This is a genomic window from Pelomicrobium sp. P1, from assembly GCF_052805615.1.
This window is the reverse complement of record NZ_JBRBEM010000012.1, coordinates 64,171-76,704: the sequence shown is the minus strand read 5'-3', so window position 1 is coordinate 76,704 and position 12,534 is coordinate 64,171. Positions and strand designations below refer to the sequence as shown.

The window sequence follows — 12,534 nt, the reverse complement described above, 5'->3', positions numbered from 1 at the left end:
TTTCCAGTCGGTCTCGGTGAACGGACAAAGGGCCCAAAACGGGCCGGGGGAAAGAACCTGCAGTGGCGATTTTCCCAATTCTAATCCCAATGAGAACCCCGGCGGGGGCCCTAGTTTAAGCCCGGGACCCTGCCAAGGCCCGCCGGCCGGGCTATATTGAGAGCATCCGAGTCCCGAGAGGAGGACCCCCCATGGCTATCGCCACGACCGTAGAGAAGTACTTGAAAGAGCAGCATGTTCCCTACGACGTGCTGCCTCACATGCGGACCGGGTCCAGCATCCGCTCCGCCACCGCCGCCCACGTATCCCCCCACCGGGTCGCCAAGGCGGTCCTGCTGGAGGACGAGCAAGGCTACGTGATGGCGGTGCTGCCCGCCGACCGGCACGTGCACCTGGGAACTCTGCGGCGGGAGCTGGGCCGCCGGCTCGGGCTCGCCACGGAGCAGGAGATCGCGAACCTGTTCCGCGATTGCGACGTGGGCGCCATCCCGCCCCTGGGCGAAGCCTACGGCCTCACCGTGGTGGTGGATGACGAGCTGATGGGCGAATCGGACATCTATTTCGAAGCGGGCGACCACGAGGAGCTGATCCACGTGCGGCGGGAGGACTTCATGCGGCTCCTGCCCCACGCCCGCTACGCCCGTTTCTCCACGGCGGCCTTCTAGACGAGGCGGAGGTCGCGGCCCTCCGCTTACACGGGCCGCCTATGACGCCCGGGCGCTTCCGCCCGGATGAGCCCGGCGCGCGCCCTTTTTTGCCCGGGTTTTGTCCAAGGAAACGCCTCGGTCCCACAGGGAGGAAAGACCATGTCCACCCATTTCGACGCCATCGTGGTCGGGGCCGGCCAGGCGGGCCCGTCCCTCGCCGTGCGCCTCGCCCAGGCGGGATACAAAACCGCCATCATCGAACGGGGCCACCTGGGCGGTACCTGCGTCAATACGGGCTGCACGCCCACCAAGACGCTGGTGGCGAGCGCCCGGGTCGCCTACCTCGCCCGGCGGGCCGCCGATTTCGGGGTACAGGCCGGCCCCATCGGCGTGGACATGAAGGCGGTAAAAGCGCGCAAGGACGCGGTCGTGGGGCAGTCGCGCCAGGGGCTCGCCGGGTGGCTGGGGGAAACGAAAGGGCTCACCGTGATCCGGGGTCACGCGCGATTCGTCGCCGAGCGCACCCTCGAAGTGAACGGCGAGTGCCTGGCCTCGGAGCGCGTCTTCCTCGACGTGGGAGGCCGCCCCGCCGCGCCGCCGATCGAAGGTCTCGACCAGGTCCCCTATCTCACCAGCTCGTCGATGATGGACGTGGACTTCCTGCCCGAGCACCTGGTAATCGTGGGCGGAAGCTACATCGGCCTGGAGTTCGCCCAAGTGCACCGGCGCTTCGGCGCCGAAGTGACGGTGATCGAGATGGCGCCGCGGATCGTGCCGCGGGAAGATCCCGATGTCTCGGACGCGATCCGCGCCGTGCTGGAGCGGGAGGGTGTCACGATCCACACCGGGGCGGAATGCGTCGCGGTCGAGAAGCGCGGGGCCGCCGTCCAGCTCGGCGTGCGCTGCGAAGGGGAGGGCCCCCGGATCACGGGTTCCCACCTGTTGGTGGCCGCCGGGCGGCGTCCTAACACGGACGATCTCGGGCTGGAGCGGGCCGGCGTTCGCACCGACGCCCAGGGCTACATCGAGGTGGACGACTGCCTGCAAACCTCCGCCCCGGGCGTCTGGGCCCTGGGCGACGTGAACCGCCGGGGCGCCTTCACCCACACCGCCTACAACGATTACGAGATCGTGGCCGCCAACGTACTCGACGGCGGGCGGCGCCGGGTGAGCGACCGAGTGCCGGCCTACGCCTTGTTCGTGGACCCGCCCCTCGGGCGCGTGGGCGCCACCGAGGCGGAGGTACGCGCCTCGAAACGCCGGGCGCTCATGGCCACCATGCCCATGAAGCGGGTCGCCCGGGCCCGGGAACGGAGCGAGACCGACGGATTCATGAAGGTGCTGGTGGACGCGGAGTCGAAGCGGATCCTGGGCGCCGCCATCTTCGGCATCGAGGGCGACGAGGTCATCCACGTATTCATCCAGGCGATGAACGTAGGCATCCCCTACACGACGCTTCAGCGGGCAATGGGCATCCATCCGACGGTGGCGGAACTGCTACCCACCCTGCTGGAGCGGCTCTCCCCGCTTGATGCATGACTCGAAAGCCGGAATCTGAACGACAGGAAACCGGGTTACGACGCAAGGAAGGCTCAGTGAAACCGAAGAAACGCCTGATGTTCGTTCCCGCGTACGGGCTAGCGGTCATCCTGGCCGGGTGCGCCACCGTACAAACCCTGCGCACCGATCTCGGCCTGGGAGGAAATCCCGAGCTCAACGCGGCGCCCCTGACGGAGCGTCTGCCGGCGGCGGGGCCGCCGTCGCTGCGTCCGGGGGACGTCTACCTCTTCCGCTTCGGGACCGGCGTCCAGCAGAGCGAGACCGTCACGGAGGTGCGGGGCGATCAGGTGACCTGGCGCCTGCCCACCGGCGCCACCTGGACCACGGTGAGCGGGACCATGTTCAACACCGCGGAGTGGAGCGACACCGCCGCTTACGGCTCGGGCCGTCAGGCCTTCACGGGGAACTACGGAAGCCTCTTCCCTTTGCGGGTGGGCAACGTGGTGCGCTACACGGCCAGGGGGGAAAGCTCCCGGGAGTCCGGGGGCTGGACCGTGCACTGGACCTGCACCGTGCCTTCCGAAGAGCGCATCACCGTGGCGGCGGGCACGTTCGATACCTACCGGGTAATGTGCTACCGCGCGGGGCAGTTGCGCACCTACTTCTACGCCCCCAGCATCGACCTGTACGTGTTGCGCATCACCACGGGCAAGGATCCGGGGCGCAAGGAGCTGGTGTCCTACCGGCGGGCGGCGGGCTGAAAAGACGGCCGCGCTCAGCGCCCGGGCGCTCCGCCGTAGCCGTAGCCCCGGCCCTTGCCTCCGGGGGCCGCCCCGGCGGAGAGGGCCACGTGTCCCCGGTCGCCGCTCGCCATGCCCTGTCCCACCAGGCGGCCATCCTGGTAGAGGTGGGCGGTCAACGAACCGCCCGCCGCGTTCAGGCGCAGGGAGACGGCGCGCCCGTTGAAACGGTAATGGGCGGGCACCGTCCCTTCGATCCGCACGGAGGCGACGCTCCCGTCCGCCTCCACCAGCTCGTAGGCGCCGCTGAAACTCGTGGACTCGCCGCCCGTGACTTGCAGCAGGAACTCGGCCGCCAATCCGGGGGGGACGGCTGCGGCCAGGACGATCGAGAGGAAAACTGCCGAGCGCAACGCCATGCGAAACGCCTCCTCGGCGAAGAAGGAAAAGCGCTCCGGACGGGGCTCTTTCCCGCCCGGAACTCTGGGGATTTCAAGCGTATCGGTGAGGGACGGGAAATGGGCTTAAGACGTGGCGCCGTCGCCGCCGGCACCGCCCCCGCTGCCGCCACCTCCACCCCCGGCAGCGGTTCCGTCGGCGGAGCCGCTTCCGGCACCGGTGCCGGCTCCACTACCGCCGCCACCGCCGCCACCGCCTCCTCCACCGCCGCCACCGCCTCCTCCACCGCCGCCACCGCCTCCACCACCGCCGCCACCGCCACCGCCTCCGCCACCGCCGCCACCGCCACCGCCTCCGCCACCATCAGCGATGGCCAGGGCGTGATCCAGGGACAGGGTCGAGAGGTTGAAGGAAAGCGGCGCCAGGCTCAGGGTCAAGGCAAGGGCGCTCGCGGACGTGGCAAGCAGGAGTCTGTGCTGCAGGGACTTGCTCATGGCAACTCCTCCGATGGTCAGCTAACAATTACGCTTGGGCAAAGCTCCTCGCTCGGATTCCGCTCGCCAAAAGTGGGGCGTAACGGGCCGGCTTGAAAGAAAGAATGCAATGTTTGTGCCGATGAAAACAATTCTCTATTGGAACACATCGTTACTTCCAGGTCTCCCCGACTCGGTGAAGCGCTGCCGCCCGCAAACCGTCGCCGAACAACGACACATGAAGTCTCCTTGTCGCCAAAAAGCGCCAGCATGCAAGCTCGCAAGCGGAAGGCTTTCTCTGTTAACCTTTCATCTTGGATCAACATCTTATCTGACTACCATGGCTGATAGACACGACGACAGGCTCCCGGAAGCGAAAATGGACGGGGCCAACCTCTACCGGGAAGAGATTGTCACCGACCGCAAGGTTGGAACGATCCGAGTGCTGACCCCCATCAAGAGCGACGGTTCGACGGATCTCGCACGCAAAGTGGCTTACGTGGGAGAAGCCCAGCTTCTCACCTCGGTGGGCGCCCTTCCCTTGAGCTTCGAGATCGAGGCGGCCACCCTGGCCGAGGCCGTCCAGCACTACGGACCCGCGGCCAAGAAGGCCCTGGAGCAGGCCATGCGGGAGCTGGAAGAGCTGCGCCGCCAGGCCGCTTCTTCCCTGGTCATTCCTCGGGGCGGAGCAGGCGGGCTCGGCGGCGGGGGGCTGGGAAGCGGCGGCCTTGGTCCCGGCGGCTTCCCAGGAGGTCTTCCTGGTGGCGGGAAAATCCAGCTTCCCTGATTCGAGAAGCGGCCTGTCCTACCCGGCTTCACCCGCCCCGGGGGCTCCGGTCGCCTCCTCCGTCAAGGCTTCGGCGATGGCTTCCCGCTGGGACGCTGGCATGGGCAGCGGCGCGGTAGGGGCGATCATCTCCTCCAGGGTCGGACCGGCGTCCTCCGCAGAAAAACCCGCGTCTTTGAGCTTCTCCCGCAGAAACGCGTAAGCGTGGGCGAGGCCCTCTTGGAGGGCGAGTTCATTTATTCCCAGGACCTCGGCGGCCAGCCCCGGGGTCAAGCTTTCTAGCGTGGTGAGCACCACCGCTTGCCGCCACGCCCGGGGCAGGGCGGCGATGGCCCGCTGCAGCGCAAGCTGCATTTCCCGGCGCACCTGGGCCTGCTCAGGGGTAGGCGCGTCCTCGAGGAGCACCAGGTCCTCCAGCCGCAGCCGCTCTTCCGGCTCCCAGTAATCGAAGCGCTCCTCGTCCCGGCGGGTCGGCTCTTCCGCCGGCTGGGGCGGTGGCCCCTCCAGGGACAAGGTTTCCACCGCCCGCTCCCGGCGCAACCGCTCCACCTCCTCGGCGACGACCTGCACGGCGAGGGAAATGAGCCACTGGGAAACCGTCAGGCGGTGGGGCCGCTGCTCGAACACCTCCAGCCCCCGCAGGACCACCGCGTCCACCAGGTCCTCCACGCTCAGCTCTCCCGGCCCCAGTGCCCCCGTGCTCTCAAGGTAGAGCAGTTCCCGCTGGACAAAGCCGTAAAGGGCGTCCAGGTGGGATCGGATCAGGTCAAAATATAGTCGTCGCCGCTCCTGCTCCTCGGCTTCCAGAGGGCTCTTGACCAGCAAGCGCAGCCGTTCGCGCCGCTCTGGACGCTTCCACAAGGGCTCCCGTCGCAGTCGGGCCAGGTGCTTGTCGGTGCGACGGAAAAGCTCTTCGAACGCCTCGGCCATCACGGCCGCAAGATCGTGCCCCTCTTCCGCGACGGCCAGTACCGTGGAAGGCAGCTTGAGCCGCAAACTCGCCCGGTATAGCTGGTGATTGGGGTTCTTTTCGACCCGCCCCTCGAGATGGACCAGATCGGGAGGAAAATCCTTGAGGCGGCCCTCGAGTTCCGCCGCCCGCTCGCCGAACATCTGCTGCAACCGGGGGCGGCTCGGCTCCCCGATGCGATGAAAGGAAAGATGGGTTCTCATGGCAATTGGCTCCTTTCCACTTGGTTATATGGGTGCGCCGGCGCTGGAGCCCAAGCCTAAAGTCACTCCGTCACTCTTTTCCGCAGCGCCTTGGCGAGGGAGCGCTTCTTCTTGGCTTCGAGGCGCCGCGCTTCGGCGCTCAAGGGAGGCCGCGTGGGGATGCGGGGGCGGCGCGGGACCGCCGCGCCGCGGATCAGGGCCTTGAGCCGGTCCAGGGCCTCCTCCAGATTCTTTTCCCGGCTTCGGTGCCGCTGGGCCTTGATCACGATCACCCCCTCCTTTGTGATGCGCTTGTCATCGAGCTGGAACAGCCGCGCCTTGCAAGGCTCGGGAAGGGAAGAGGCGCGAATGTCGAAGCGCAGATGCACGGCGGAGGCCACTTTGTTCACGTTCTGCCCGCCCGCTCCCTGGGCACGTACCGCCTTCCACTCGATCTCCTGCTCAGGAACGGCGAGCTCGCGGGAAATCCGGAGCATGCCCCGGGGGCGAAGGGGGCTTTTTTCCGGACCGCTCACCACTCCCGCCATCCCTTGAGCAGGGGGAAGTACAGGCCCCGCCTGATGGGCGCGAGGCCTGCCGCCGCCAGAAGCCGTGTGTAGCGCTCCAACTGGGGCCGGTAGCGCTCCCGCTCCCGGTCCAGGAACGCTTCCACGTCTCCGCCCAAGTGCACCCCGATCTTGTAATCCACGATCCAGCGCACCCCCTCCTCGTCCACAAAGGTGCGGTCGATGGCGATGTCCACCAGCTCCCCGTCCAGCAGACCCGTCAGCCGGTATTCGCAGCGGGCCTCCCGGTGGGGGCCCAGGAGCCAGCGGCCCCGCGGGTCGGCGAGGGTTTGCGTGAGCGCGGCGGCCACCCGCTGGGCGGCCCGATCCAGATCCTCCCGCGGCACCCCGAGCCGCGCGAGCTCAGCCCGGTAGGCGGGGAGGAGCCCTTGCACCCGTTCCTCGCTCCAGCCTTGCAGGGCCTCCTCTCCCATGCGCTGGAGCCAGCGGTGCACCACCGTGCCCACGTGGCGGGCGCTTTCCCCCGCCCAGGAAAATTCCACCGGTTCCACCACGGCATGGGCGGCCGGCCGCCGCTCCCAAGCCACGGCGGGGGGTGGCGGCGGCAGGACATACTCCGCCTTAAGCCGCCGAGACAGGGGATCGATGGGCACGGAAGCCCCTGCCTCTCGGGTCCGGTCCTCTCCCGGCGCCGGGGGCGGGAGGAGGCTCGCGGCACGCCGGTATTCCTGGGCCACCGCCGGCCAGAGACGGGCGAGGAGGCTCCCCTGGGCCGGCTCCCCCACTTCCCAGACCCCTTCCCGGCCCTTGAGCGGCGCCCGGCCCAGGAGATGGAGCCGGCGCTTCGCCCGGGTCGCCGCCACGTACAGGAGCCGGCCCGCCTCGAACAGCTCTCGCTCCCGGTCGAGCCGGGCGATGTAGGCATAGATCGGGTCCTGCTCGGCCCCCGCCTCCCGGATGGGGGCGAGGAGCAGATCCGCCCCGCCCGCGGGCTGGGGCCGCACGATCCACCGCATGAGCCGCCGTTCCTCCTGCCGGGGAGGATCTCCCAATCCGGGCACGATCACCGTGTCGAACTCGAGCCCCTTGGCCTTATGGATGGTCATCACCTGGAGCCGTTCGTCGGCCGCCACGTCAGGGGCGGCGAAGAGCCGGTCCAAGGCCTCGGCCAAGGAGGAGAGGTCCGGGAGATCACCTCCCTGCTCCAGCCCCTCCAGGCAGTCCAGGTAGGCCTGGGCATCCTCCAGGTCGGCCGGCGCTTCCAGACACGCCGGCCCGCCCAGGGCGAGCCAGGCCGCTTCCACCCGGTCCCGCAACCTGCCCCGACGGGCGTTCGCCCTGGCGTGGGCGAGAGGCGGGAGCACCCGCTCCAGCCGCCGGCGGCCGTCCGGGGAGAGCCTCTCTCGACGTGCCGGGTCCTGGAGGAGGGACCACACGTCCGCTTCGGGAGCGTCACCAACGAGGGCGTGGAGATCCGAGAGAGTCATGCCGCACCAGGGGGCTCGCAGCACCGCCAGCCACGCCACCCGGTCGGCGGGATGGACCAGGGCGCGGGTCAGGGCGAAGAGATCCTGCACCACCGGCCGGTCCCCCAGCGGCTCGATCTCGATGGCGCGAAAGCGCAGCCCCGCTTCCCGCAGGGCTGGCACAATGCGGTTCAGGTGGCCCCGGCTGCGCACCAGGATGGCCACCGTCTGGGCGGGATCCTCCGTCCGGGCCGAGCGCACCAGTGCCACCACCTTGGCCGCTTCTTCGGTTCGATCCGGGCTGAAGGAGGGGTGCACGGTGACCGCAGGCTCCCGGTTTTCATTTCCGCCCGCGCCGGCGATCCAGTCGGGGCGAGGGACGGAAGGGACCAAGGGCACCGCCCCGGTCGCCGGATCCTCCGCGTCCGGCAGCACCTGGGCGAAGGCCCGGTTGACCCACTCCACGAGACCCGGGCTCGCTCGGAAATTGGTGCACAGGGTGACGGGCGTGAGGATGAGGGACCCGATCCCCTCCCGGCGGGCGCGAAGGAAGAGACCCACCTCCGCTTCCCGGAAACGGTAGATGGACTGCATGGGATCCCCTACGGCGAACAGGGTGCGCCCGTCGCCGGGTTCCCACCCGGCGGTGAGCTTGCGCAGGAGCTCGAACTGAGCGAGGGAGGTGTCCTGGAACTCGTCCACCAGCAGGTGTCGGACCCGGTAGTCCAGAGCCAGGGCCAGGTCGGTGGGCGTCTCCTCGTCCCCTAGGGCCCGCAAGGCCGCCTGGGCCACCTCGGTGAAGTCCACCTCCCCCCGGGACTGGAAGACCAGCTTGAGGGCTCCCGCCGCCAAGGGCAGCAGCCGGGCGATAGCCTCCAGGGCCTCCCACTGGGCATCGGTGTAGCGGGGCGGGGGCAGCGCCCGCAGATCGGCCAGGGCGAGGCGAAACGCCTCGAAAGGGACCAAGGCGGCGAGGGCCTCCTCCATGCGGGACTTGGCCGCCTTCAGCCGCGCCTTCTCGTCCGCGTTCTTCCCCTTGCCGGGCGGGGGAAAGCCGTTCGTCTCCGTCACCTTTCGCCGCCATTCGCCCCGCTGGGTGAGGAGGAGCTCGGCGAGGCCCAGCCAGGCGGGAAGCCCCACCTCGTCGGCGGGGGGGTAGGCGCTCAACCCTTCGCAGGCGAGGAGGGGGGAAGCGGCGCCCCCTTGCGCCAGACTCGCCGCCGCTTCCCGGGCCAGGGCGGCAAGGGCCGCCTCCCAGGCCGCCGGGGCCAGGGCCCGTACCCGGCGCAAACCCTCCAGCCGGGCCCGGGCCAGGGCCGCCTCCAGCCCGGCCCGGTCCAGGGCGCCAGAGGCCACATGGCGCAGCCACTGATCGCGCCGGGCCAGCATGGAGGCGATGAGCTTTTCCGCCTGGGCGGCGTCGTTGTCCAGGCGCACGAGAAGCCGCGCCACCAGGGGCGCGCCCTCAGCGTCCTCTTCCAGCAGGGCGAGGGTCGCCCGGGCTGCCTCCCGGTAGAGGTGGCTCGCCTCTTCCACGATGGCGGGCGGCGCGCCGAAGCGGGACAATACGGGCATCTGGCGCGTGAGCGACGCGCACAAAGCGTCGATAGTCTGGATGCGAAGCCGCGCGGGGTGGTCCTCGATCCGCCAGCCGAGCCGGGCGTCCCGGGCCATGGCCTCCCGGGCGAGCCGCCAAGTGAGGGCTTCGTGGGGCGGGTCCGGCTGGGGGCCTCGCGCGGCGCTCAGGGCTCTCAGGATCCGGCTGCGCATCTCGCCGGCGGCCTTGCGGGTGAAGGTGATGGCGACAATCTCTTCCGGCGCCTCCACCCCGGCAAGCAGCCCCAGGTAGCGCTGGATCAGGAGCTCGGTCTTGCCCGATCCGGCGGGGGCCTGGACGATGAAGGAGCGCTGAGGGTCCAGGGCCTCGGTGCGCTGGGGGAGGTCGGGGATGGGTCGCGCCTCAGTCATCCCCCTCCTCCGGCTCCGTGGGCCCAAGACCCACCCGCTCGTGGATGCGGCATAACGGACCCTGATCGCAATGCCGGCAGGTGGCCGGATAGCGCTTGGGATCGACCCGGGCGAAGCCGGCGGCGAAGGCCTGCGCGAGGGCTTCCAGGGTGCGCCGCCAGCCGTCCAGGAGGGCTTCCCAGTCCGGATGGGCCACGACCCCCGGAATACCCACCTCCCCCTCCGCCACGCCCCGAAAGCCCATATCCCCGGGACGAACTCGGGCGAAAGCCACGGCCGCCACCGGCTCTTTCATGCCTAAGGCATAGAGGGGGAGCTGGGGTTCCTCGGGGCGCTCGCCTTCCCATTGGCCGGGACGAGTCTCGCCGGTCTTGTAGTCGAGGATGACCCGCCGGCCGTCCGGCAGCCGGTCTACCCGGTCCAGGGTGACCCGGAGGGAGAGCCCGCCGACGGCGAGCTCTTGCGAGGCCTCGACCGCCTCCACCTCGAAGTCCCCTCGCCCCCGCTCCATCTCCAGCCACTCCCCCGCCAAGCGGGCGAGACGCTCCCTCTCCAGGGTTGCATAACGACCGCCGAGGGCCTGGAGCCGCTCCCGGGCGGCCGCCTCCACCGCCTGGTCCGCCGCCGCGCGAAGGAGGTCGGAAAGGGCCTCCGGGCTCGTTGCCTCCAGCCCCCGGCGGGAGCCCAGCGTGCGCCACACCTGGGCTAACACCCCGTGGAGGAGGCGGCCCCGTTCGGCCGGGCTCAAGCCCGCCTGAGGCGCGTCCAGGGCCCGGGAACCCAGCCGGTGGACGGCGAAGGCGCGGAAAGGACAGGAGGCCTGATCCCGAAACACCCGGGTGCCGCCCCGCACCGGCAGCTCCGGCGGGTGGGGCGGCCCGGTCAGGTCCTCGAAGCGCTCTAAGCGTCCCGAGGCGTGGATCACCTCGGCGTAAAGGGGGATGCGGGTCAGTCCCAGACTACCAGGATCGATAGCAGGAACACCGGCGATCAGGGAACTCGGGGCCAGGTCCCGGTCCCCTTCCCGCTGGGGATGGGAAAGCACGAGCTCCTTTGCCCCGCGAAACCAACCCTCCGTCAACCCCTGGGCGAAGGTGAGCTCCCGCTCGGCGCAGCCGTGGGGCAGCCCCATCCGCGCCTGGAGGGAAAACGGCAGGAACGGGTTGGGGCGGGGGGAAGGGGGCCAGCTCTCGTCGGTCAACCCCGTCACCCACAGGTGGTCGAAAGCCAGGGGCGCCGCTTCCAACACCCCCAGGATCTGCACCGGCGCCTCGGGGGACTCGGGCTGGAACAGGGTGCCGGCCGCCATGCCCTTGACCCGGGCTAGGGCGGCCGCCAGGGAGAGGTGCGGCGTGACCTCATCCAAGGCGGCAAGGGCGGCGAGCAGTTCGCGCCACTTTGCGTGGGTCTGGTATTCCTCGCTGGTAAGGGGGCGGCTGCCGGGAAAACCCAGGGCGGCGAGGGCGGCGAAGAAAACCTCCGCCCACCGGGAGGGCGTCCGGGTGACTCCCGCATTCTCCCCGGCCATGACCCGAAGGGCCTCGATCCCCTGGGCGAGGACCGGCGCATGGGGCGCCGGTCCGCCCCGGGAGTCCGTCCCGCCAGTGAGGCGGCGGAGCCTGTGCAGATCCACACGCAGCTCCCCCCGGCTTCTTAAAGCAGCATCCAGCGCCGCCCGGGGCCCTTGCTCGTCTTCTGCCCCGGCGATGAAGGGCGAGCGCAACAGGCTGCCCAGCCGCTCCAGGTCCGCTTCGCCCTCCAGAAGCTCCAGCACGGCGAGCGCGGTGTCCACCAGGGGATAGGCCGAAAGAGGCTCCCCCAGGGAAACGTTGAACGGCAGCGCTCCAGCGGGAATCCCTGGCAAACCGGAAGCCGGCCGCATCACCTGGACAAATACCCGCTCCAGCCGCCGGCGCTGCCTCGCGAGATCGGGCACCACCACCCCGATGCGCGCTTGCGGGTTAGCGCTGAGCCGGGCCCGGGCCCAACGGGCCGCCGCCTCGATCTCCTCCCCGGTGCCGGGAAAAGCCACGCGCACCGCCCGGGCGGCCCGGGCGGGGGAGGAGAGCGCGGCCAGGGTGCACCCCGCCGCCGCGAGGGCCGCGAACAGCTCCCGCTCCTGGGGCGTCACCTCTTCGAAGCCGCACAACACCGCCTGCCGCGGCACCGTGGCGCGCCCTTCACGTATCCATGCCGCCAGCATGTCCAGCAGCCGGGCGGCGTCCAGGGCGGTGAGCGCCTCAGTCAGCTCCCGGTAGCGGCTGGCCCAGCCCAGGAAGACGCGGCCGTCCTCGTTGAGGGGCTGCCGCTGCAAGGACTCCCAGAGGCGGTAGGCATGGGCAAGCTGCCAGGCTTCCCGGGCCAGGGACGCGGTGGAGGCCACTTCGAGCAAAGGGCTCGCCGCCTCGGACTCGCCGATCACCCGCTCCCACAGGGCTTGTTCCTGCAGGGGAGAGAGGGGCAGGAGGGCGGCGTCCAGGGAGGCCTCGTCATAGGTCCGCTCCAGCCAGGCAGACAGGGGAAGGATCTGGGGCGTCGGCCAGAGCGCCAGGCCCCGGGCCCGCTGCCGGCGGTCGTACTCGCCCTTGAGAAATCGGGCGAGTCGCCGGTTGACGGTGAGCCCGACGCCCCCCGCCTCGAGCCGATCCCATAGCGCCTCCCGGGAAAGGGAAGGGAAATCCGCGGCACCGCCCATGGAAGAGGCCAAGACCGGTCAGGAGGGGGCTAGCCCAGATACGTCACGAGGGGCTCGGGAGGACGACTCGGGGGGGCGAAACGGCCGCGCCGATCCTTGACCTGCGCCTCTCCGCGCGCCACCTTTTCAGCGCTCGAGCAGGTCTCGCTTGTCCTTGACCTTGGCCCACGCGGAGGCGTA

At 69.9% G+C, this 12,534-nt stretch carries 10 protein-coding genes; 5 read left to right on the top strand and 5 right to left on the bottom strand.

What is annotated here, in order from left to right; translation table 11 throughout:
- Positions 1–191 precede the first annotated feature (191 nt).
- From ACUVYZ_RS12565 to ACUVYZ_RS12555, 3 genes are all read left to right on the top strand, one after another.
- Positions 192–665, top strand: a complete 474-nt coding sequence (locus tag ACUVYZ_RS12565; RefSeq protein WP_439934770.1) for an aminoacyl-tRNA deacylase — start codon at positions 192–194, stop codon at positions 663–665.
- A 141-nt stretch (positions 666–806) separates the two neighbouring features.
- Positions 807–2,186: an FAD-containing oxidoreductase gene (locus ACUVYZ_RS12560; protein WP_439934771.1), complete on the top strand. Its 1,380-nt coding sequence runs from the start codon at positions 807–809 to the stop codon at positions 2,184–2,186.
- A 56-nt stretch (positions 2,187–2,242) separates the two neighbouring features.
- The gene (locus ACUVYZ_RS12555; protein WP_439934772.1) at positions 2,243–2,908 is read left to right on the top strand and encodes a hypothetical protein; all 666 of its coding nucleotides are present in this window, start codon (positions 2,243–2,245) and stop codon (positions 2,906–2,908) included.
- A 14-nt stretch (positions 2,909–2,922) separates the two neighbouring features.
- Here the strand turns inward: ACUVYZ_RS12555 and ACUVYZ_RS12550 are convergent, their stop codons facing one another.
- Positions 2,923–3,306: a hypothetical protein gene (locus ACUVYZ_RS12550; RefSeq protein ID WP_439934773.1), complete on the bottom strand. Its 384-nt coding sequence runs from the start codon at positions 3,304–3,306 to the stop codon at positions 2,923–2,925.
- A gap of 99 nt (positions 3,307–3,405) precedes the next feature.
- Between ACUVYZ_RS12550 and ACUVYZ_RS12545 the strand changes: the two genes are divergently transcribed.
- Together ACUVYZ_RS12545 and ACUVYZ_RS12540 are read left to right on the top strand one after the other, a co-directional pair.
- The gene (locus tag ACUVYZ_RS12545; RefSeq protein WP_439934774.1) at positions 3,406–3,876 is read left to right on the top strand and encodes a hypothetical protein; all 471 of its coding nucleotides are present in this window, start codon (positions 3,406–3,408) and stop codon (positions 3,874–3,876) included.
- 262 nt (positions 3,877–4,138) lie between these two features.
- Positions 4,139–4,546 (top strand): hypothetical protein, encoded by a 408-nt coding sequence (locus tag ACUVYZ_RS12540; protein WP_439934775.1) that lies wholly within the window; start codon positions 4,139–4,141, stop codon positions 4,544–4,546.
- 18 nt (positions 4,547–4,564) lie between these two features.
- Here ACUVYZ_RS12540 and ACUVYZ_RS12535 read toward each other — a convergent pair whose 3' ends face one another.
- The 4 genes from ACUVYZ_RS12535 to ACUVYZ_RS12520 all read right to left on the bottom strand — a co-directional run bounded on the left by ACUVYZ_RS12535 (position 4,565) and on the right by ACUVYZ_RS12520 (position 12,354).
- Positions 4,565–5,719 (bottom strand): hypothetical protein, encoded by a 1,155-nt coding sequence (locus ACUVYZ_RS12535; protein WP_439934776.1) that lies wholly within the window; start codon positions 5,717–5,719, stop codon positions 4,565–4,567.
- Between the two features lie 62 nt (positions 5,720–5,781).
- On the bottom strand, positions 5,782–6,195 hold the full coding sequence (gene arfB, locus ACUVYZ_RS12530; RefSeq protein WP_446033070.1) for an alternative ribosome rescue aminoacyl-tRNA hydrolase ArfB: 414 nt from the start codon (positions 6,193–6,195) through the stop codon (positions 5,782–5,784).
- Positions 6,196–6,230: 35 nt separating this feature from the next.
- Positions 6,231–9,659, bottom strand: a complete 3,429-nt coding sequence (locus ACUVYZ_RS12525; RefSeq protein ID WP_439934778.1) for a UvrD-helicase domain-containing protein — start codon at positions 9,657–9,659, stop codon at positions 6,231–6,233.
- Entirely contained in the window at positions 9,652–12,354 is a 2,703-nt protein-coding gene (locus tag ACUVYZ_RS12520; RefSeq protein WP_439934779.1) for a PD-(D/E)XK nuclease family protein, read from the bottom strand. The genes ACUVYZ_RS12525 and ACUVYZ_RS12520 overlap by 8 nt, the downstream gene beginning before the upstream one ends.
- Positions 12,355–12,534 lie beyond the last annotated feature (180 nt).

What these genes read in the sequence shown, in the direction of transcription:
- ACUVYZ_RS12565 (WP_439934770.1), top strand. Translation starts at nt 192, where the DNA reads ATGGCTATCGCCACGACCGTAGAGAAGTACTTGAAAGAGCAGCATGTT.
- ACUVYZ_RS12545 (WP_439934774.1), top strand. Translation starts at nt 3,406, where the DNA reads ATGGGCTTAAGACGTGGCGCCGTCGCCGCCGGCACCGCCCCCGCTGCC.
- ACUVYZ_RS12525 (WP_439934778.1), bottom strand. Translation starts at nt 9,659, where the DNA reads ATGACTGAGGCGCGACCCATCCCCGACCTCCCCCAGCGCACCGAGGCC.
- ACUVYZ_RS12550 (WP_439934773.1), bottom strand. Translation starts at nt 3,306, where the DNA reads ATGGCGTTGCGCTCGGCAGTTTTCCTCTCGATCGTCCTGGCCGCAGCC.
- ACUVYZ_RS12560 (WP_439934771.1), top strand. Translation starts at nt 807, where the DNA reads ATGTCCACCCATTTCGACGCCATCGTGGTCGGGGCCGGCCAGGCGGGC.
- ACUVYZ_RS12520 (WP_439934779.1), bottom strand. Translation starts at nt 12,354, where the DNA reads ATGGGCGGTGCCGCGGATTTCCCTTCCCTTTCCCGGGAGGCGCTATGG.
- arfB (WP_446033070.1), bottom strand. Translation starts at nt 6,195, where the DNA reads ATGCTCCGGATTTCCCGCGAGCTCGCCGTTCCTGAGCAGGAGATCGAG.
- ACUVYZ_RS12535 (WP_439934776.1), bottom strand. Translation starts at nt 5,719, where the DNA reads ATGAGAACCCATCTTTCCTTTCATCGCATCGGGGAGCCGAGCCGCCCC.
- ACUVYZ_RS12540 (WP_439934775.1), top strand. Translation starts at nt 4,139, where the DNA reads ATGGACGGGGCCAACCTCTACCGGGAAGAGATTGTCACCGACCGCAAG.